This is a genomic window from Embleya sp. NPDC001921, assembly GCF_053594475.1.
The window spans coordinates 1-19,649 of the sequence record NZ_JBSFEO010000036.1 but is presented as its reverse complement, the minus strand read 5'-3'; the positions used below and the strand labels follow the sequence as shown (position 1 = coordinate 19,649).

18 protein-coding genes and 1 pseudogene are annotated in these 19,649 nt (G+C 70.4%); 5 read left to right on the top strand and 14 right to left on the bottom strand.

The annotated features are described in order from the left end of the window. Positions 1–154 precede the first annotated feature (154 nt). The 7 genes from ACWCPW_RS34350 to ACWCPW_RS34320 form a co-directional block, all read right to left on the bottom strand. On the bottom strand, positions 155–1,612 hold the full coding sequence (locus ACWCPW_RS34350) for a phytoene desaturase family protein (protein ID WP_449765484.1): 1,458 nt from the start codon (positions 1,610–1,612) through the stop codon (positions 155–157). Continuing rightward, complete coding sequence (locus ACWCPW_RS34345) at positions 1,609–3,342, bottom strand: ABC transporter ATP-binding protein (protein ID WP_449765483.1); 1,734 nt, start codon at positions 3,340–3,342, stop codon at positions 1,609–1,611. Before ACWCPW_RS34345 ends, ACWCPW_RS34350 begins: the two co-directional genes overlap by 4 nt. After that, positions 3,339–4,094 carry a class I SAM-dependent methyltransferase gene (locus tag ACWCPW_RS34340; protein WP_449765482.1) on the bottom strand — a complete coding sequence of 252 codons (756 nt, stop codon included), beginning with the start codon at positions 4,092–4,094 and terminating at the stop codon, positions 3,339–3,341. The genes ACWCPW_RS34345 and ACWCPW_RS34340 overlap by 4 nt, the downstream gene beginning before the upstream one ends. 82 nt (positions 4,095–4,176) lie before the next feature. Continuing rightward, the gene (locus ACWCPW_RS34335; RefSeq protein WP_449765481.1) at positions 4,177–5,058 is read right to left on the bottom strand and encodes a hypothetical protein; all 882 of its coding nucleotides are present in this window, start codon (positions 5,056–5,058) and stop codon (positions 4,177–4,179) included. Positions 5,059–5,306: 248 nt separating this feature from the next. Continuing rightward, entirely contained in the window at positions 5,307–5,504 is a 198-nt protein-coding gene (locus ACWCPW_RS34330) for a linaridin-like RiPP (protein WP_449765480.1), read from the bottom strand. A gap of 155 nt (positions 5,505–5,659) precedes the next feature. Further along, positions 5,660–6,226 (bottom strand): hypothetical protein, encoded by a 567-nt coding sequence (locus ACWCPW_RS34325; RefSeq protein ID WP_449765479.1) that lies wholly within the window; start codon positions 6,224–6,226, stop codon positions 5,660–5,662. Further along, positions 6,223–7,170, bottom strand: a complete 948-nt coding sequence (locus tag ACWCPW_RS34320) for an alpha/beta hydrolase (protein WP_449765478.1) — start codon at positions 7,168–7,170, stop codon at positions 6,223–6,225. The genes ACWCPW_RS34325 and ACWCPW_RS34320 overlap by 4 nt, the downstream gene beginning before the upstream one ends. Before the next feature lie 419 nt (positions 7,171–7,589). On the opposite strand from ACWCPW_RS34320, the gene ACWCPW_RS34315 reads away from it, so the two are divergent. Further along, on the top strand, positions 7,590–8,648 hold the full coding sequence (locus ACWCPW_RS34315) for an ArsR/SmtB family transcription factor (protein ID WP_449765477.1): 1,059 nt from the start codon (positions 7,590–7,592) through the stop codon (positions 8,646–8,648). Between the two features lie 256 nt (positions 8,649–8,904). Here ACWCPW_RS34315 and ACWCPW_RS34310 read toward each other — a convergent pair whose 3' ends face one another. Together ACWCPW_RS34310 and ACWCPW_RS34305 are read right to left on the bottom strand one after the other, a co-directional pair. Further along, the gene (locus tag ACWCPW_RS34310; protein ID WP_449765476.1) at positions 8,905–9,552 is read right to left on the bottom strand and encodes a TMEM175 family protein; all 648 of its coding nucleotides are present in this window, start codon (positions 9,550–9,552) and stop codon (positions 8,905–8,907) included. A gap of 10 nt (positions 9,553–9,562) precedes the next feature. Then, a complete protein-coding gene (locus ACWCPW_RS34305) occupies positions 9,563–9,730 on the bottom strand; it encodes a hypothetical protein (protein WP_449765475.1) in 168 nt (55 codons plus the stop codon). Positions 9,731–9,796: 66 nt separating this feature from the next. Here ACWCPW_RS34305 and ACWCPW_RS34300 point away from each other — a divergent pair, with 66 nt between their 5' ends. Further along, entirely contained in the window at positions 9,797–10,342 is a 546-nt protein-coding gene (locus ACWCPW_RS34300) for a ferredoxin (protein ID WP_449765474.1), read from the top strand. Between the two features lie 880 nt (positions 10,343–11,222). On the opposite strand, the gene ACWCPW_RS34295 is transcribed toward ACWCPW_RS34300, so the two are convergent. Continuing rightward, positions 11,223–12,557, bottom strand: a complete 1,335-nt coding sequence (locus tag ACWCPW_RS34295) for a GH1 family beta-glucosidase (protein ID WP_449765473.1) — start codon at positions 12,555–12,557, stop codon at positions 11,223–11,225. 59 nt (positions 12,558–12,616) lie between these two features. On the opposite strand from ACWCPW_RS34295, the gene ACWCPW_RS34290 reads away from it, so the two are divergent. Further along, positions 12,617–13,255 (top strand): TetR family transcriptional regulator, encoded by a 639-nt coding sequence (locus ACWCPW_RS34290; protein ID WP_449765472.1) that lies wholly within the window; start codon positions 12,617–12,619, stop codon positions 13,253–13,255. A gap of 182 nt (positions 13,256–13,437) precedes the next feature. Here the strand turns inward: ACWCPW_RS34290 and ACWCPW_RS34285 are convergent, their stop codons facing one another. The 4 genes from ACWCPW_RS34285 to ACWCPW_RS34270 all read right to left on the bottom strand — a co-directional run bounded on the left by ACWCPW_RS34285 (position 13,438) and on the right by ACWCPW_RS34270 (position 18,452). Next, positions 13,438–14,700: an MFS transporter gene (locus tag ACWCPW_RS34285; protein ID WP_449765471.1), complete on the bottom strand. Its 1,263-nt coding sequence runs from the start codon at positions 14,698–14,700 to the stop codon at positions 13,438–13,440. Then, on the bottom strand, positions 14,697–16,751 hold the full coding sequence (locus ACWCPW_RS34280) for an alpha-galactosidase (protein ID WP_449765470.1): 2,055 nt from the start codon (positions 16,749–16,751) through the stop codon (positions 14,697–14,699). Before ACWCPW_RS34280 ends, ACWCPW_RS34285 begins: the two co-directional genes overlap by 4 nt. A gap of 202 nt (positions 16,752–16,953) precedes the next feature. Next, complete coding sequence (locus ACWCPW_RS34275; RefSeq protein WP_449765469.1) at positions 16,954–18,300, bottom strand: HAMP domain-containing sensor histidine kinase; 1,347 nt, start codon at positions 18,298–18,300, stop codon at positions 16,954–16,956. Beyond that, positions 18,297–18,452 carry a hypothetical protein gene (locus tag ACWCPW_RS34270; RefSeq protein ID WP_449765468.1) on the bottom strand — a complete coding sequence of 52 codons (156 nt, stop codon included), beginning with the start codon at positions 18,450–18,452 and terminating at the stop codon, positions 18,297–18,299. Before ACWCPW_RS34270 ends, ACWCPW_RS34275 begins: the two co-directional genes overlap by 4 nt. 294 nt (positions 18,453–18,746) lie before the next feature. Here ACWCPW_RS34270 and ACWCPW_RS34265 point away from each other — a divergent pair, with 294 nt between their 5' ends. Beyond that, positions 18,747–19,340: a hypothetical protein gene (locus ACWCPW_RS34265; protein WP_449765467.1), complete on the top strand. Its 594-nt coding sequence runs from the start codon at positions 18,747–18,749 to the stop codon at positions 19,338–19,340. A gap of 10 nt (positions 19,341–19,350) precedes the next feature. After that, positions 19,351–19,649, top strand: a pseudogene (locus ACWCPW_RS34260) (hypothetical protein); the annotation flags it as partial.

Below are 19,649 nucleotides of genomic sequence, written 5' to 3'. Positions count from 1 at the left end.
CCAGGGCAGTCGCGCCCAGGATGCCCGCCGCCGCCCGGATTACCGCCACCCCAAGCGAGGGCCGGGACTCGACGGCACCCTGGTCCATCCCGCCTTCCCGGGCCGCAGTTCGACGAGATCACGTCAAGGCGTGAAATGCCGACCCGACACCTCGCTACGCCACTCGGTCACGGGGCCCCAGGTGCGGGGCGGTGGTCGCGTTGAACTCCCTGTGCAGGGCGGCCCGGGCGGCGAAGTAGCCGCACATGCCGTGCACGCCAGGGCCCGGGGGCGTCGACGCCGAGCACAGGTACACGCCGGGCAGGGGCGTACGGTACGGATTCCAGGCGGCTACCGGTCGGAACACGGACTGGGTGAGCGTGACGGCTCCCGCGCCGATGTCGCCGCCGGGATAGTTCGGGTTGTAGCTCTCGTATTCGGCCGCCGACACCCCGCGCGAGGCGATGATCGTGTCGGTGAAGCCGGGTGCGTACCGTTCGATGCGTCGGGTGATCAGCGGCACCGGATCCCGGGTGTCGCCGTTGGGTACGTGGGCGTAGGCCCACACCGGGCGGCGGCCGCCGACGGCGCGGTCGGGGTCGGTCACGGCGGGGTCGACCAGGAGTACGAACGGTTCTTCGCCGGCCTCGCCCCGGACCGCCGCGTTCTCCGTCGCGAGTGTCGCCAGGCGGGTACCTCCCAGGTGCACGGTCCCGGCCCGTCCCACTTCCGGGTCGGTCCACGGGATGGGCCCACCGACCAGGAAATCGGCCTTCGCCGCACCCGGACCGTAGTGGTAGCGCTCCAACGCGCGGCGGTAGCGCGGCGGCAGCCGGTCGCCGGCCAACGCAATCAGGCCGCGCGGTGTGGTGTCCAACATGATCACCCGGGCGTCGAGTTCCGCGAGGTCGGTGATCCGGCGGTCGGTGTGCACCGTACCGCCGTGCGCGCGCAGGTCGTCGGTCAAGGCGTCGGCGATGCGAACGCTGCCCCCTTGCGGCAGCGGCCAGCCGGTCGCGTGTGCCAGGTGCCCGAGCAGCAGTGCGATGGCGCCGGCGGGCAGGCTGGGCAGTCGGCCCATCGCATGCGCCGCGACCCCGGTGAGCAGCGCCCGACCGGCCTCGGTACGCAGCCCGTTGGTCCGCAGGAGGTGTCCGAGCACGCGCGGGCCCAGCAGCAGCGGTGCGGCGAAGTCGGGCGGCAGGGACCGCTGGTCGGACAAGAGGAAGTCGGTCACGCCCGTACTGTGTCGGGTCAGCGGCGCCATCAGCCGGCGCCAGCGGCGGCCGTCCGGGCCCAGCCCGTCGCAGGTCGTGGTGAGGTCGTGGTGGGCGAACGCGGCGGCGCCGCCGTCCAGGGGGTGCGCGTAGGCGATCGGCGGCTGCAGCAGCGCCACGCCGCGGGCCGGGAGGTCGAACTCCCGGAAGAAGGCCGACGCGGCTGCCATGGGGTGCACCGCCGCGCAGATGTCGTGCCGGACCTCGGAGTCGAAGAGCGCCTGGGCGCGGAGGCCGCCGCCGACGGTGGTGGCCTGTTCGTGGACGTGTACGGTCAGCCCGGCACGCGCCATGGTGACCGCGGCGGCCAGGCCGTTCGGGCCGCTGCCGACGACGGCGACGTCGACGCGCGTCATGCCGGCGCTTCCTCGCCGGCGAACTGCAGGCCGGCGAGCCGCCGGTACACCTGGTCCGACTCGATGAGTTCCCGGTGGGTGCCGATCGCTCGCACGCGTCCCTCCTCCATGACGATGATGCGGTCGGCTTGCACGATGGTGGACAGCCGGTGGGCGATGGCCAGCACGGCGCACTCGCGAGCGGCTTCCGCCATCGCGTCGCGCAGCGCGGCCTCGGTGTCGCTGTCCAGGTGCGCGGTGACCTCGTCCAACAGGATCACCGCCGGCCGCTGCAACAGTGTGCGGGCGATGGCGAGCCGCTGCCGCTGGCCGCCGGACAGGCCGGCGCCGCGCTCGCCGAGCTCGGTGTCGAGCCCGTCGGGCAGATCGGCGACGAAGCCCTCCAGGCTGGCGAGCCGCAGCGCACGGGCGATGGCGATCGGGTCGGCCTCGGGGTTCGCATACGTCAGATTCTCCCGGATCGTACCGCGCAGCAGCGGCGTGTCCTGCTCGACATAGCCGACCAACGACCGCAGTTCGGCGAGCCTGAGACCGGCGGTGTCGCGGCCGGCGACCCGGATCGTGCCGGAATCCGGCCGGTAGAAACGTTCGATGAGCTGGAACATCGTCGTCTTCCCGGCGCCGGAGGCACCGACGATCGCGGTCAGGCCGCGGCGCGGCAGGGTGAAGGAGACGCCCCGCAACACCGGGGCATGCTCGTGATAGGCGAAGCCGACACTCTCGAAGCGGATCGCGGACGTCCACTCCGTGACGGGCTCGCGCTCCTGCGACTCCCCGGGTTCCGCGTTCGCTTCCTCCTCCTGCGGAATCGCTCCCAGCTCCGTCACACGCTGGACCGCGGCCCGGCCCTGCTGGATCTGGCCGATCGAGATGAACAGCAGCACCAGCGGCGTCACCAGGTAGAACAGGTACATCACGAACGACGTGAGATCGGCGGCCGACAGCGACCCCGTGGCGACGCGGGCCATGCCCCAGCAGACGACGACGGCGAGCGAGAGCTGAGTGCCGACATTGATCGCCGGAGTCAGTAGCGATCCGAACCCGCTGACCCGGATTCCGCTGCGCCGCGCCCGCGCCGCCAAAAGAGTCAGTTCCTCGGTCTCGCGCTCCTCCGCGCGCGACGCCTTGACCGTGGTGAGCGCGCCGAGCACCCGCTGCAGACCCGAACCGAACGCGCCGATGTTCTCCCGATTCCGCAGGGCGGCGATGCGCACCTGGCGGGCCAGCAGCAGAGCGCCGCCGCCGGCCAGGCCGAGGCAGCCGACCGTGGCAAGCAGCATTCTCCAGTCGAGCCGGGCCATCAGCACGATTCCGCCGGCCACCATGAAGACGGAGGTAACCATCTGCGCCATCGCCTGAGCGATCGTCAGGCAGGCGATGGAGGTGTCGGACACGGTCCGCGCGAAGACGTCTCCGTGCTCCAGGCGCGCGAAGTGCGGGATCCGGCTGCGGAGCAGGCGGGCGCCGAGGATGCGCCGGGCGTCGAAGACGAAGTTCTCGCCGGCCCGGCCGATCGCGTAGGCGTGTCCGGCGCTCAGCCCCGCGTCCACGAGGAAGAACAGCGCGATGAACGCGATGGGCCAGGCGATCGACTCGTCCAGGGCCACGGCCTCGATCAGCCGACCCAACATCCAGGGCTGAGCGAGCTTGGCCGCCGCACCGGCCAGGCCCATGACCAGACCGGAGATCAGCAGGACCCGGTGGCGGCGGACCATCTCCGGCAGGTTCATGCCGGCTTGAGGTAGGAAGCGACGAACAAGCCGGCCTCGGGCGCGTAGGCGGTCCGCTGCCAGTTGCCGTAGTGGCCCTCGGGCCGCAGCCCGCAGTCCCGGGCGTAGGCGTCGACCTCGGCGGGCGTGAGCAGGCGCGCGGTCTCGGTGCCGATGCGATGCGTGCCGTCGGTCTCGAACAACATGGTGGACACCTGCCAGATCCGGTCGTGTGCCAGGAGTGTGGCGTGCAACTGAAGGCCGGTGTCCCGCTCCGGGTACGGCACGAAGATGGTGGTGCGGGCCAGACCCTGGTGCAGGTTCACGATGCCGGGGCGGTTGTGCGTCTCGACCAGCAACCTGCCACCGGGCCGCAGGTGTTCGGCCGCGCGGGCGATGGCGTCCCGCTGCCCCTGGGGGTCGAGGATCAGCGAGAGCGTGGAGCAGACGCAGTAGACGAGGCCGTACTCGCGGTCGCCGCGGTAGGTCCGGATGTCGCCGAGTTCGGCGGTCACCTCGCCCTCGCCGGCCTTCTTCTCGAGAGCTGCCAACATCTCCTGCGAGGAGTCCACGCCGACGACCGGGCCGACACGGTGAGACAGCGGCAGCGCGATCCGGCCGGTCCCGACCCCGAACTCCAGCGTGCCCCAGGCCGGGTCCGGGTGGAATCGGGCCACGGCGTCGACGGTGGCCCGCGTGGCGGCGCCGCTCGGGAAGATGCGGTCGTACCAGCCGCGGAACTGCCCGCCATAGCCGATGTCCTCGATCGTCATGAGTTCTCCGTTTCCATGGAAGGGGCTCGGCACGGGATGCCGCCATGCCGGCATCGCTCCTCGGCCGACTCGTCCGGGGAGCTCATGCGGCGGAGGCGAGAGGGGAAGCGAGCCGGGTCGGGTCGCTCGATTCGCGGCGGCGCTGGGACAGCACGTAGTGGATCGCCGGATGCGTGGCGCCGAACGCGAGAACGAACCGGTTGAGTCCCATGAACTCGCCGATGCCGACGTGGAACGCCAACATCGTGGCGAGGTAGGCGCGGGCGGCGGGTTTGGGGAGCGCGTAGATGAGCGGGAAGCCGCACTCGATGGCGATCGTGCCCCAGGACAACGCCGTGGAGATGGCCGGGTAGCGGGTGATCAGGCGATGCGCGCGCGGGTCTCCGTAACTCTTCGTCCGCATCACCCCGGCAACGGCGTCGCCCTTCAACCAGACCGGGGAGACGGCCTTCACCACCCCGGAGGCGACGTAGGAGAGCGAGGTCTCCAACGCCAGCGTCCGCATCGCCAGGTCGTCGGCCTGTTCGAGGTCTTTGATCAGCCCGGTGGATGCCATCGTGACGTTGATGACCTGCTGCAACTGGTCGGCGCCGTCCCGGCCGAACGGAATGAAGGCGGACTGCGCGCTCTGCAGGGCGGCCAGCGTCACGCCGCCCGCGATCCGCAGCGGCCGGTTCCCGGGCCACAGGAAGGTGGCCGCCGACACGGCGGCCTGCGTACCGTAGAGCGCGTAGGGGAACGCCCTGGACGCCAGCGCGCGGTTCACGCGGGGGAACCTCTTCGCGAGTCTCGGACGAAAGGTCTCGACCTGGCTTCCCAGCAGGTCGCCCTGTACGAATCGCTTGTGTTGGCTGAGTGTCTCCAACGCCGCCACGAACGTGCCCGCGGAGGCGAGGCGGCGTACCGCGGTAGGCGGGTGCTGCGGGGCGAGGGACGAGGCCACCCGGGTCAGGCGACGGAACACGGAGTCTCCTTCCGGTGAGGTTGGTTGGTGCCGGGGACAGGAGGACTCCTGTCCCCGGCTGTGACGGTGTCGGGCGGCGCGGGCGGTTCGCCGAACACCGCGTGGCGCGTGCCGAGCAGCGCGCCGCGCGGGTGCGTCGGGATCACCGGCGGTGTGTCGGGCGCCTGCGAAGCGCACCCTGTACGGTCACCGGCCGCCGGTTGTCCCGGCCGGCTCCCCGTCCGCGACACCGGGTTTGGCGCCGACCGTCAGTAGGCGTTGCGGTTGACGTAGTTGGCGATGTTATCCGCCAGCATGTCCGTTGCGATGGCGAAGACCGTCGCGATGAGCGGGGTGGCCATCACGGGGTCGGCGGGGCTGTCCAGACGGGCGGCGTCGATCCCCGAGAGCATCCCCGGGGAGACGTCGGTCAAGGATGCGTTGGCGAACTGGGCTACTGGAGACATCTGGTCCCTTTCATAGTGATCCTTGGGCGGATCTCCGATGGCGCGCTGACTGCTACCCAGCGGGGCGGGATGCCCGTCTCGGCTGGGGGTCCCGCTCTCACGTGCGGATGTGGGTGCGTTGGCGTGAGGGCGAGACTCCCGGCCGATGCGGCGGCCTACCGCGCGGCCGCGGCTGCCGGCGACTCGGGCCGCAGCGGGATGTGCCGAGAGGCGAACAAGGGTTCCACCGCGTACGGTTGCCCGCGCTCGGGGTGGCCCCGCAGCAGCATGAACTGAGTGTGGTCCGCGCCCGGGTCGTGCGGGATCCGGGTGGTCAGGTAGCCCTGGAGGATCAGGTAGCCGGGGCTGGAGGTGATACGGACCATGTCCGCGCACGAATCGTTGGACACCTTGATGATGACCTGGAGCGTGTCGAGGAGGACCTTGGGAGCGCGGTTGCCCGCGTTCCAGGCCAGGGCGTACCAGGGCCGGTCCGGGGTCACCTCGATCTCCTTCCAGGGAGCCGCCGTGCTTCCGGTGATGTCCCGGTAGAGCAGATGCGCGTCCGAAACGCCGGGATTGGGGCCGAAGAACCTCCAGTTGGGCGCCGGGAGGAGGCGAAGGGGGCCCCTCGCCAGCAGACGGTCGAACCGCTGGTCGGGGAGCTGGCCGGCGACGGTGCTGACCAGCCACGCCGCGAGGCCGGTGGATACCGCCGTGTAGACGACGCGATGCCGGTTCATGCCCTGCCCCCGGGGACGATCAGTTCGGCGATGGTCTTCGCGTGGGTCTCCTCCGCGACCACCCCCATGTGGTCGGCGTCCTCCCGCACGTGATGCGAGGAGAGATCCGACAGCTCCAGCATCCGTTCCTGCGACGCGCGGTGTGCGACACCGCGCGTGCCCTTCAGCGCTGTCACCACATGCAACGGAACGGCCATCTTCCCGACAGGCGGGTAGGTGCGCGCCGCCATGTACTCGCGATACGCGGTGGCCCACACCCGCGGCCGGGCGTGATACGCGGTGAAACTCTCCTTGACTTCCTCGGAGTAGAACTCGCGAACCGGCGTCATCGGACGTAGGACGTTGAGCCCGGAAGCGGCCCACAGACATTCCATCAGCAGCCGCTGCTGCGTCCACCAGTCGGGCAACAGGCCGAGACTGGCCTGCAGGTCGGCGATGATCGTGGGATCGACCATCACCACCTGGGACAACCCCGCGTCCCTCCGCGAAGCGGCGTACGCGGCGGCCAGATAGCCGCCGATCGAGTGTCCCGCCAGGACCATCGGCAGGCCGTCGAGGTAGCGCTCGCGCAGTTCGTCGACGATCCGGAGCTGATCCTCCAAGCCGGCTCCGGGCAGCGGGCTGCTGAGCCCGTGGCCGGGCCGGTTGTAGCCCACGCAGGCCGCGTTCTCGGGCAGGTGCTCGCGTACCCAGGCCCACTGTTCGTGCGGAAGGCCGAGGCCGTTGAAGAAGATCACGCCGAATTCGGCACCCGACGGGCGCCGGTGGTCGACCTCGACCACGCGGCCGTCGGCGCGAGCCATCGTGGAGAACACCGCTCTCCGCCGCCGAGTACCGAGAAACCGCGTCCGCGCACCGGCCACCCAGCTGCCGACACACAGCGCCGCCACCCCGACGGCCACCTTCCGCTCCATGGACATCATTCCCGCTGTCGGCACGCCCATCTTCTCTCCTCCCATGTGTTTTCGAAGCCGGTCCTCATCCCGGCCGGACGGCCCCGGAAGGCGCATCGTCCGTGCCTTGGTGCGCCCTTCGAACCTGAGCCGCCGGGTGTCGAGCGGGCAAGTGACATCACCGTCCCGGACATGTCCCGGACATGTCCGGGACGATCCGGAACGCCTCCCGAACAGGCCCGGCACCCGAGCCGATCGGCAGCCCACCGCTCGTAGGCGGACGGCCGCGCGAGGCCGGAGGGATCGGCCGTCCGGGCCGTGCTGTTCGCCTCGCAACAGATCCTGACAGCGACGCCCTCCGGGGCGGAAAGCCTTTCGGCCGTCGCCGAAGTGCCTGTCGCAAAAGCGCCTTGGCGCGGTCTGAGACAGGCGGAAAGGATGACCTTCACGCCACCCCGGGAGGACATCGCGTGCTGCGCATCAAGCTCACGTCGGAAGACTTGGTCAGAACGCGGATCGCCGCCACGTGGGGCCCGCTCGGCGAGACGTTCTTCTCCCTGGCGACCCTGCAACAGCCCCAGGGGGAAGCTCTGTTCGGTGAGTGGCGCCGGAGAGTGAACGCCGAGTCGGCCGCTCGAACACATCCGGCTTCCGCCCTCTTCCACGAGGCGCTCCTGGATCTGTTCACCGTGACGGGAGCCTCGACCTCGATAGAGGAAGGCCTCGACGCGGTGCGTGCGGCCCGAGCGGACCACCTGCACACCGAACTCGCCGGAGCTGTCAAGGCCCGCGTCCACTACTCGCGCGCCACGGGACCGTGGGCGGGCACCGCGTGGGGAGACATCGCGCACGACCGCGCGGACCGCAAGGAGCTGGTGGCCTACCTCCAGGACGCCCACCGCGCTGCCGTGGCCCCGTACTGGCCGCGCATCCTGTCACGATTACGGGCCGAGCAGGCCGGTCATGCCCGCACCCTCGCGGAACACGGAGTGGAGGCGATGCTCGCCGGGCTGCCACCCGGATTCCGCTGGCAGCGCCCAACGCTGGAGATCGGCCGCGGAGCACTCATCGGCACCGTCGAACCGGCCGGCCGAGGCCTGCTGCTGGTCCCCTCCGCCTTCTGCCGGACCAGGCCCATCACCTACACCAGCCCCACCGACGACCAGGCACCCGTCCTGCTGTTCATACCCGTCATCCGCAGCGTCACCGACGCCGCCACCCTGCTGACGACACGGGAAGGCGGACTGGACGAAGCCCTGTCCGCCCTCCTGGGCCGCACCCGCGCCCACACCCTCGACGCCATCGGCGACGGCCCCTGCACCACCGGACAACTCGCCGAGCGAATCTCCGCGTCCCTGCCCACCGCCAGCGAGCAGGCCACCGTGCTCCGCCGGGCCGGTCTCGTCACCACCACGCGACACGGCAGCGCGGTACTGCACACGCTCACCCCCCTGGGAAACGCACTGCTCAACGGCCACCACTTTCGGCAGCCGACACCCCAACCACCCAACGGACGCCACACCGCATAGCCGGGCGTCCTCGCGGAGATGCGGGTGTTCGAAGGGGAGGCCGGTTATACGGCGAGTTGCCCGACGGAGCCGAAACCCCACCCATTAACGGTCGTTCGACCTGCCAAAGTGGACGCCGTCCGTGTCGACGGTGGTGTCGAACAAGGCGTCGGGCAGCCGCCGGCGCAGCGCCCACCCCAGGTGGTCCTCGACGCGGCGGGACGGCAGGCGTTGGTGGACTTGTGCGGGGTGCCCGAGTCGGGGACCCCTGAGGGGCTCAACGACCGTCGGTTTCCGGGACCTTCCGGGCCGCCGCGGTACGCGAGCGGCCGGTGGTGCTCTTGAGCGGAATCAGTGCCAGCCAGATCCACATGGCATCTCCGCCGAGGGGCCACGCGAGCGGGATCGTCCCCAGGAAGACCACGACCGTGGCAGCGAGGTCGGTGATCCACGCCCTGGCGAGGGCGGGAGGAAGCGGCGTCCGGTCGCGTTCGGGATGGCGGGCCCGGAGCAGGACCAGGGCGATCTGGGTGAGGTCCATGGCCGCGATGGTGGCGGCGTAGATGGCGATCGACGCCGGCATGGCGCCGTATTCGGACAGCAGCGAGGTCGGGAAGGGCACGAACGCGGTCACACCGAGCCCGGCCAGAGTGACCGCGGTGAACCGGAGGTCGACCGAGCGCATGCCCAGCAGGACGCGCCGGTGGTCGAGCCAGAAGGCCCCGATGATGAGGAAGCTGAGGGCGTACGCGGCGACCTTGGGCGGGAGTTCGCCCAACGCGTGGCGGAACCCCGCGGCCCCCAGATCCGGCGGAATCGAGATGTCCAGGACCAGCAGCGTCATCGCGATCGCGAAGACACCGTCGGACAACGCGACAAGCCGCTCGGGACCGTGCTCGTCACCGAATCCACCGGTCTGCGCCATACGCCCGACCCTACGGCCGCCCGCCCGCCGGCCCCCGCCGCACGCGCCACGCGATCGCCCGGTCGGCCCAGAACGCGGTGGCGCCGTCGCTGTCATCGTGGCCGCCGTCGCGCCGGCGACCGTCACCCCGAACGCGGAAGCGGCGTTCCGCGCCCATATCGACCACCACGAACACCACGCTCTGACCGTGCCCCCGGCACGGGCCCGCGCGTTTGCCTTCAGCGGGTGAACGTACGCTGCCCCCATGACGCTCTACTTCGATGCGGCGGCAGAGCTGTTCGATGCGCACCCGAGCTACGACGGCCGTTGGGAGGACCGTCTGTGGCTCAACGTGCCGGGGCCCGCGTACGGCGGTGAAACCGACAACTGCGCGACCGGCCGACTCGAGGCCCCGCGTCACATCCACTACGGCGGCGAGTACTTCGGCGAGTACGTCTACCGCCAACCGCGCACCCCGGACGAGGTCCGATCCGTACTCGGCGCCATCGAGGCAGATCCCTTCGGCGGCTACGGCTGCGACGGCGACCTGAGGTGGACGCCGGAACTGGTCCGGGAGTGGTGGCGTGACCGGGGCCGCGTCCTGGAATACCTGAGGGACCAGGCGCACGAATGGGAAGGCTACGACCGGTGGTGCCCGGAACAGCGGGCGGCGGAGGGCGCCAGGGACTTCGCGGCCTACATCACCGGCGGCACCGACTCGGGATGCCTGGAGACCGACCTGCGGATCTACCTCCACTGGCTGCAGGAGCGCCGCTCCCCCACGCCGAAGGACTCGCTACCCGACCTGTAGACGGGCATGCGCCCGACCTGGCGACCGCGTCCGGGGTTCCGGATCCGCCGGATGGAGAGCCGCCGGAGGCTACCGGCCCGGTCGTGGTGTCGCTCGGTGGTGAGAACTCGGCGGGTGGCGGGATGATCGCTTCGGTCGCGGTACCGCGTTCGGTGATCCGTCGACGTCCGTCGGAGAGGGCAGGTAACGCTCGATCGGCTCGACCGGGACGTCGTCATCCCCCCAAGACCGTCTCTGGCGGGGCCGGCCGGTGGGTCCGCGGTCGAGCCGGGCTTTTCTCCGTGCCGTCAAGGTTGGCTCGATCAGCGAACATCGGGCCTCGGACAGGGAGGCGGCACGAGACGGACGCGAGACCCGAAGTCGTCCCACCACGGTCCGGCGCGGACCAAAGCATGCCGCGCAACGCCGTGCACACGCATGAGGCACAACAATCCGCTCCCGAACGCCGACGCCTTGCTGACCCTGGTCGCCCAGGCTCGCCCAGGCGCGGCTGTGCACCGATCCGCGGCCTCCTCCGGATCGGGATGGACGTTCCCCGGGCCGCCGCCGGCGCCCCTTGCCCCGCATTCGGGCGATCCGGGCGAGATGCTGCCGAACCGCGACGGAGAACGCTCGTTGGACCGCACGTGAGCGGCCTCCACGCACGACCCGGTCCCCCGCAACCCGACGACGGGGACGACGACACTCCCGTGTTCGACGCCCTGTCGGACGAATGGATCGCGGCTGGACGCGAATTGCCCTGGGACACCCCCACGGTCCCCGCGAACATCGATCCCGGGCAGCGCGCACGCCCACCCGGTGCCGGCGGCTCCACCCACGTACCGGGCCCACGCACCGAACGCCCCTGAACCACGCTGTACGCGCGAGCTCGGCGGGGTGTTCAGCCGCGCCGCGCCCGGATGAGGTCGCGATACCAGCGGAAGGACGCCTTCGGGGTGCGGATCTGGGTGTCGTGGTCGACGTGGACGAGGCCGAAGCGCTGGTGGAATCCCTCGGCCCATTCGAAGTTGTCCAGCAGGGTCCAGGCGAAGTAGCCACGCACGTCCACACCTTGGGCCACAGCGGCGTCGACGGCCCGGAGATGGGTGTCCAGGTAGTCGATACGGTCGAGGTCGGGGACGGTGCCGTCCGCGGTGACGACGTCGTCGACGGAACAGCCGTTCTCCGTGATGTAGACCGGCGGGAGTGTCGGGTAGCGCTCCTTGAGGCCGACGAGCAGTTCACGCAGGCCGTCGGGGACGACGGGCCAGCCGAAGGCGGTGCGGCGGTAGCCCTCGATGGGGGCCTCTTCGAATGGCAGGCCCTCGGACGTCGGAGCCTGGATCCGGGTCGGGTTGTAGTAGTTGATGCCGAGCGCGTCCAGCGGAGCCGAGATGAGTTCGAGATCGCCGTCCCGGACGGAGCCGCCGAGGGTGTCGTCCGCGCCGTAGGCCGACAGGTCGGGGTAGGCGCCGGTGAGGATCGGGTCGTTGAACAGGCGGTTGTGCAGGTTGTCGTAGGCCTGCGCGGCGGCGCGGTCGCCGGGGGCGTCCGAGGCGGGCCAGACCGGGGTGCAGTTGTTGGCGATCATCACCTGAAGGCCGCGTTCGCGCAGTTCCCTCAGCGCCAGACCGTGGCCGAGCAACTGGTGGTGGGCGACCGGCAGGCAATCGAGGAACAGGGTGCGGCCCGGCGCGTGGGTGCCGAGACCGTAGCCCCAGACCATGTGGATGAACGGTTCGTTGAGCGTGATCCACTTCCGGACGCGGTCGCCCAGCCGGTCGGCCACCGTGGCGCAGTACTCGGCGAAACGGTACGCGGTGTCGCGGTTGAGCCAGCCGTCGTCGTCCTCGAGGCCCTGCGGGAGGTCCCAGTGGAACAGGGTCGGAACGGGCTCCACGCCACGCGCGAGCAGACCGTCGACCAAGCGGTCGTAGAAGTCCAGGCCCCGGAGGTTGACCTCGCCCCGGCCCGTCGGCTGGATTCGGGGCCAGGCGATCGAGAAGCGGTAGCCGGTGAGGCCCGCCTCGGCCATCAGCGCGAGGTCCTCCTCGTACCGGTGGTAGTGGTCGCAGGCCACGTCACCGGTGTGCCCGTCGCGGATCGCGCCGGGGCGGGCGGTGAAGGTGTCCCACACCGACGGGCCGCGGCCGTCCTCCTTGGTGGCGCCCTCGATCTGGTACGACGCCGTCGAGGCGCCCCAGATGAAGTCCGCGGGCAGGTGGTCCAGAGCCACGTCAACCTCCCAAACATGAGTAGTACTCATGTTAGTGCGGTCGATGGGATGATGGAAGCGTGAACCAAGATCGCACCTCGGGGACGCTGCGCCGGCGGCCCGTGCAAAGGCGCAGCGCCGAACGATTCGAACGACTCTTGGACGCCTGTGCCGAACTCCTGGACGAAGTCGGCTACGTCGCGCTCACCACCAAGGATGTGGCCCGCAGGGCCGAGGTGCCCATCGGCACGCTGTACCAGTTCTTCTCCGACAAGGAGGGGCTGATCGGCGCGCTCGCCGCCCGCAACCTGGGCGTCTTCCTCGAGCGGGTCTCGGCCCGGCTGGAGAGCGAGCAGCCCGAAGACGTCTCGGGCATCGTGGAGGTGACCGTCGACGAGTTCGTCACCATGCGTCGGACGATCACCGGCTTCGGCGTGGTCGACTTCGGCGCGGAGGGTCGGGACCACACCCTCGATCCGGCCCTGGACAACAACACCGCGGTCGCCGGACGGCTGCGCGGACTGACCGCGGCCCTGACCGGGGCTCGGGACGACGCCGAACTGGAGATCGTCGTCCGAGTTGCCCTGGAGTGCGCGGACAGCCTGCTGAAGCTGGCCTTCCTCACCGATTCGCAGGGCGATCCCCGGCTGATCGCCGAGTGCAAACGAGTCCTCAACAGCTATCTGAACGATCGAATCCGTTCACTGACAACACGTTAGTGGCGTGACACGCTCGGCTGTTGGTGGCACGACGCGCTCGGCCGGCGAAACACACCGACGGCGGCGCTGCGACCGCCCGCGCGAACGCGGCGCCCCGCCCGCCGCCGAGCCGGGCGCGTCCGATGTGACCGTCCGAGGTGACCGTCCGGCGCGATCCGGCCGTGCCGCGGGCGCGCGGACCGCTAACGAACGCTCGTGACCTTCCAGACCAGTGCCGCGCCCAGCACGGACATGGCCGCGGAGCAGAGGAACAACGAGCGGTAACCCCCCAGTTCGCCGAGCACGACCGAGGCGATCGGGGGAACCAGCACGTACGGCAGGGAGGTCATCAGGTTGGCCAGGGCCATGTCCTTGCCCCGGTTCGCCGAGGCCGGGAGCACTTCGGTGACCAGAGCGGTATCGACGGCCAGGTACACGCCGTAGCCCAGACCCAGAATCACGGCCGCGACCAGCGTCATGGTCCACGTGGGCGACAGGGCGAGCGGGACCGCGGCGACGGCCATGGTGACGCCGCCGAGGAACACCGGCATGCGGCGCCTGCCCAGCCTGTCGGAGAGCCAACCGCTGAGGACGACCGTCGAGATCGTGGCCAGGCAGTTGACGCCGATCACGATGAGCAGACCGTCCTCGGTGGACCGGCCGGGGAAGAGCTGTTCGTAGTGCAGGACGTCGTCCAGGAAATACGGCATGTACAGCGTGCCCAGCCCGTAGCCCAGACCCATCACGAACCGGGAGCCCATCGCCCAGACGAAGTCCGGGTGTTCGCGAGGGCTGATCCGGTAGCCGTCCAGGAAGCCGCGCAGCGAGAACGGCTCGCGGTGGCTGCCGGGCAGCGGCGGGTCCTTCGAGACGACCGCGAACACCACGATCAGCAGCGGGAAGGCGGCCATCAGCACGTACTGCGCAAAGAACCCGGCGACGAGACCGATCAGCAGCCCGCCCACGATCAGGCCGCCCGCCTGCGGGACCGTGGCCCAGCCCAGCACCACGCCGCGCTGCCCGACCGGGACCCGGTCGGGCACCACCGGGGCGAGCCCGGCACCGATGATCATGAAGCCTGCCGACAGTACGAGAGAACCGAGTGCGACCCCGACGACCGTCGTCTGAACACCGGTGCAGACCAGCGCCGCCATGCAGACCAGCGAGCCCGCGATCATCCACGGCCGGCGGCGACCGAACCGACCGGTGGTGCGGTCGCAGAGCGCGCCGGCCAGCGGCGCGACGACGATTCCCGAGATCGCGCCCATCGCGCTGACCCAGGCGTAGCTGCCGACCTTTCCGTCCGGGTCGATCCTGGCGATCTGCTCGGGCATCAGGAACGTGGTCGATACCAGCATCGGGACGTACATCCCGGCATTGGCCAGGACGTACAGGACGACCCAGCCGGGACCGACCCTGCGGGTCGGCTCGGCGAGGGCTTCGGGCCGTACGGGGGCGAGGGTCATCGGGGCACTCTGCCGAGGTGGACGAGCTCGCTCGTCCGGTCGAAGGACAGCAGCGGCGCGAGGCCGTGACCGAGCAGGACGGCACCTTCGTGCACGGCCCCGGTGGCCTCGTCCCGGTAGCGAGCGTCGGGATCCAGGCCCTTGAGCCGGGTTCGGGCGACCGAGCGATCCAGCGCGGACGGCTGGAACCGGAAGACGACGACCTCGTCCCGGGTGAGGTACTGCACGGCGTGGTGCCCCAGGCGGTACTGGACGCCGCCGTGCACCACGGGCCGGATCCGCTTGTACTGCTCGACCAGCGTCCGGGACCAAAGCATGTCCTCCTCGCTCCAGTTCCGCAGGTCGCCGCCGATGCCCATCGCTCCGGCCATCGAGACGTGGAAGCGGTACCGGATCGAGGTCGCACGGGCGGTGAAGCTGTTCGGGCTGTCGGTGACCCAGGCGCCCATGGTCCGGGCGGGAAGCATCTGACAGTGTCCGTGCTGGATCGCGACCCGGTCGGCGGCGTCGGTGTTGTCGGACGTCCAGACCTGGTCCGCGCGGGCCAGCACGCCAAGGTCGGCTCGGCCGCCGCCGCCCGCGCACGACTCCAGGTACAGGCCTGGGCGGGCGGCGCGCAGCCGGTCCATCACCTCGTAGACGCCGCGCGTGTGCTCGATCCACACCCGGTCGGGATCGGCGGCCCCGGGTTGCCCGGCCTCGCTGAAGGGCCGGTTCATGTCCCATTTGAGGAAGACGACGTCCAGCTCCGTGACCATCCCGACCAGCCATGCGACCGCCCATTCACGGACGTCGCGGCGGGCGAAGTTCAGTACGTGCTGGTTGCGGCGCTGGGTACGGGCGCGGCCGTCCTGGCACAGGATCCAGTCGGGATGCGCACGGAACAGGTCGCTGTCGGGGTTGACCGCCTCGGGCTCGACCCACAGGCCGAAGCCCATGCCCAGCGCACGAACGTGGTCGGCGAGTGGGCGCAGACCGTTCGGGAAGCGGTCCGGGTTGGGCCACCAGTCGCCGAGCCCGGCCATGTCGCTGGTGCGGGCACCGAACCAGGCGTCGTCCACCACGAAGACCTCGACACCGATACCGGCGGCCGACTCGGCCAGTTCGCTCTGCTGCTTCTCGGAGATGTCGAACTCGGTGGCCTCCCACGAATTGAAGATCAGCGGGCGTTCGGCCGGACGGGCGGGCAGCACCCGGCGTTCTATGTAGGCGTGCCAGCGGCGGCTGGTGCCGCCGAAACCGTCGCAGGCGTAGAGGCCGGTGAAGACCGGGGTCTCCAGGCTCTCGCCGGGAGCCAGTTTCCAGACCAGGCCCTCGTGGCCGAAGCCGCCGGTCCAGGAGGCGCGGCCGTAGGGGTCGCGGCGCAGCGTGATCCGGCGGCTGCCGCTCCAGGCCAGGGCCGCGCTCCAGACCTCGCCGTGCTCCTCCGCGGCGTCGTGCGCGTCGAGCATCAGCCAGGGTCCGGCGTGCTGTCCCGTGGTGCCGAGGCGGCTGGTGAGCACGGTCTCCCCGACGGGCACCCGGTCGCGCCGGAGCTGGAACTCCCTGCCCCACTCCCCCACCACATGACTGACGCGGTAGTCGTCGCGAGCGGGCAGCGTCCAGGCGGCGGAGTCGAACCGCATGACGTCCACGGCCTCGTCCGCGGTGAGGACGGCCCAGCGTTCGATCTGGTCATCCCCGTCCCGAATCCGGTAGTTCAGGTCGAGACGGAGGTCGCGGACGCGGTCGGTGAAGGAGAGCGTGAGCCGACCGTCCTCGGCCGTGTGTGAGACGAACCTCCACGCGAAGCCGCGGACGCCGTCCGCGAACCGGACGGTCAGCGACGGTGCCCCGAAGCGCAGGCCGCCCTCGACCGCGTACTCCTCGCCGCCGGGGTCGTCGCCGCCGGGATCCTCGGCGGGTAGGTCGGCCGCTATCACGACGGCCTGCTCCAAGGTCAGCGGCCGACCCCAGTGCACGTGCCGGGGGACGTCGTCGGCGTCCAACCGGAAGGCGTACGAGGTGCCGGGCGTACTCAGCAACCACAGGCGGGCTTCGGAGTGATGCATGATCATACGGAACCCTTAAATATGAGTCGCGCTCATGTTTCGCTCATATGTTAGGTACGCGCACCCACGACGCCAAGCCCTTGACGGGGCTGTTGTCGGGAAACGGGGAAGGTCGCCGGTGTCGGTCTCGCCACGGCGTCGGCGAGTGAAAGGTCAGACGCCTCGCTTCAGGAAAGCGCGAGGCCGACGAACCCGAAGCGGTTCAGGATCTGCTCCCGGCTCGGCGCCTCGGGTCGGTTGTCCCGCCCGGGTTGGCCTCGAGCGTCGGCAGGGCTATGGCTATCGTGAGGCCGCCGTGGTGGTTGGCGATGGTGGTGATCCGGGCCGCGTGGGCGTGGACTATGGCCTGGACGATGGACAGGCCCAGGCCGGAGCCTTGGGTGGAGCCTGTGCGGTTGGGGCGGAAGCGGCGGAAGGGCTCGTAGAGTTCGGGGATGCGGTCGGCGGGGATGACCGGGCCGGTGTTGCGGACGCGGAGGGAGCCGGCCGAGACGCCGACCGTGACGAAGCCGCCCGCGTGGTTGTGGCGGACCGCGTTCTCGACCAGGTTGGTGACCAACTGGCGCAGCAGCAGCGGGTCGCCGGACACCGTGCCCGGGGCGAGGTTCGCGTCGATCCGGACGCCGGCCTGCTCCGCCGCGGGCCCGGTCTGTCGGAGCACGTCGGCGGCCAACTCGTCCAGCGCGACCGCTGTTGCCTGGACGTTGCCGCGCTCGCTCACCGCCAGGTTCAGCAGCCCGTCGATCAGGCGCTCGTTGCGCCGATTCAGCGCCAGCAACTGTTCGCGCGTCTCGACGATGTCCTGTGGCGAGTGCGGGTCGGCCAGACCGATCTCGATCGCCGTGCGCTGGATCGTGAGCGGAGTGCGCAACTCGTGTGAGGCGTTGGCGACGAACAGCCGCCTGCTGTCGAAGGACTTCTCCAGACGATCGAGCATCCCGTCGAAGGTGTCGGCGAGTCGCTTGAGTTCGTCGTCCGGGCCCGGCATGGCGATCCGCTCGTGCAGGTTGTGTTCGGACAGCCGGCGTGCCGTCGCGGTGATCTTGTGGACCGGGCGCAGCACTCGGCCGGACATCCACCAGCCGACCAGGATCGAGGTCACGGCCAGCAGCAACAGTGCCGCGATGAGCACGGTCAGCAGTTGACTCATCGTCACGTCCTGGCCGGCGTCGGTGGCCCGCCGGATCACCTCCGAGGGGACTGTGGTGCCCTGGGCCGGCGAACCCGGTGCCGGCTGGGCGGGCTGGGCCTGGCCCACGTATAGGGGGTCACACACTTTCGCGGACGTGGGTACGGACGTATCCAGCGCCAGTGTCTTGGCCATCGCAATCGGCAGTTGCCGGGACAGCCGCTGGTCGACGAACCAGTACACGATGCCCAGCAGGACCGTGCCGACCACGAGGGACACGCCGCCGTACATCAGCGCGAGTCGGGCCCGCGCCGACGGCCGACGAAACAATGCCCGGGAGAGCAACCGCGCGTTCTCGACCGGGTCGCTCGTCCGGGTTTTCCTACGCCGGTTTCCACCGGGTACACGCGGGCTGCTCATATCACGTATCCCGAGCCGGACACGGTCCGGATGACCCGATGGTCACCGAGCTTGGCGCGCAGCTTGGACATGGTCGCGATCGCCGCCCGGCGCAGTCCGCGGGCGACCAGGTCGGCCGGTAGTTCCTCGTCCTCGGTCACCAGGACTCGCAAGGTCTCGTCGCTCCGCTTCGGGTCGGGTCGGGTCGGGGGAAGTGGGAAGTGGGAAGGCGTGGGGGGCGAGCCGGGAAGGTGTGGGGGCGAACGGCGAATGGTCCGGGTTGGCGGACTTTGGACCGCCAACACCTCCTGTTTATACGCGAGTTCGCGTTACCCCGGGATAACCGTTTCGGGTAACGGCCGGGTAACCCGCGGCCGCGTAGACCTGTCGTCGCACCCCTCGCCGTCACGGCGGTGACGACGAGGGCAGCGACAGGACCGACGAGAGGACTACAGGTGGGAGCGACGATGACGACGAGGTTCGCGCGCGCGGGATCCGGGCGGCCCCTGGCGCTGCGGTTGGCGGTCGGGGTGATCGTGGCCGGTGGCCTCGCCTTGACCACGGCCGGGTGCGGTGACGACGGCGGCGGCTCGGCGAAGAGCAAGGTGGCGTCGGGCGGCGGCAGCGGCGGCGTGAAGGCCGAGACCAGCGGCGGCGGTTCCGGCTCGGGCAAGGGCGACGACGCCTCGCGCCGCGACCAGATGGTCAAGTTCGCGAGCTGCATGCGCGAGCACGGCGTCGACATGCCCGACCCCGAGCCCGGCGAGGGCGGCGCGATGCGCATCGGGGGAATGGCCGCGGACGAGGGGTCGTCGAAGACCGAGGACGCCATGAAGGCGTGCGAGAAGTTCCAGCCGAAGAGCGACTTCGACCCCAACGACCCCAAGTTCAAGGAGTGGCAGGCCAAGCACACCAGTTGCCTGCGCGAGAACGGCGTGAACGTGGGCGACGCCGGCGCCGGCGGCGCGATGGTCACCCTCGACGGGAGCGACGAGAAGGTGCAGAAGGCAATGGAAGTGTGCAACAAGAAGGTTCCGCCGCTGACGACGAAGAAGAAGTAGGGGCCGCATCGTGGTTCCGATCTACGATTACGAGGAGGAGTCCGCGCCGGCCCCGGCCGATCCGGACCGCACGGCGCAGCCGCGCAAGCGCCGGGGCCGCCGTCGCGGACGGGCCATCGCCGCCGCCCTGGTGCTGACGTCCGCAGGCGGCGCCGCGGCCGTCCTGCTCTCCGACGGCGGCAACGGCTCCGACGCCTCCGCGAACCGCACGAAACTGGACGCGGTCCCGGTGACCCGGGCGGACCTGGTCGACCGGCAGAACGTGGACGGCAAGCTCGGATACGCGGGCACGTACTCCGTGAACGCGGC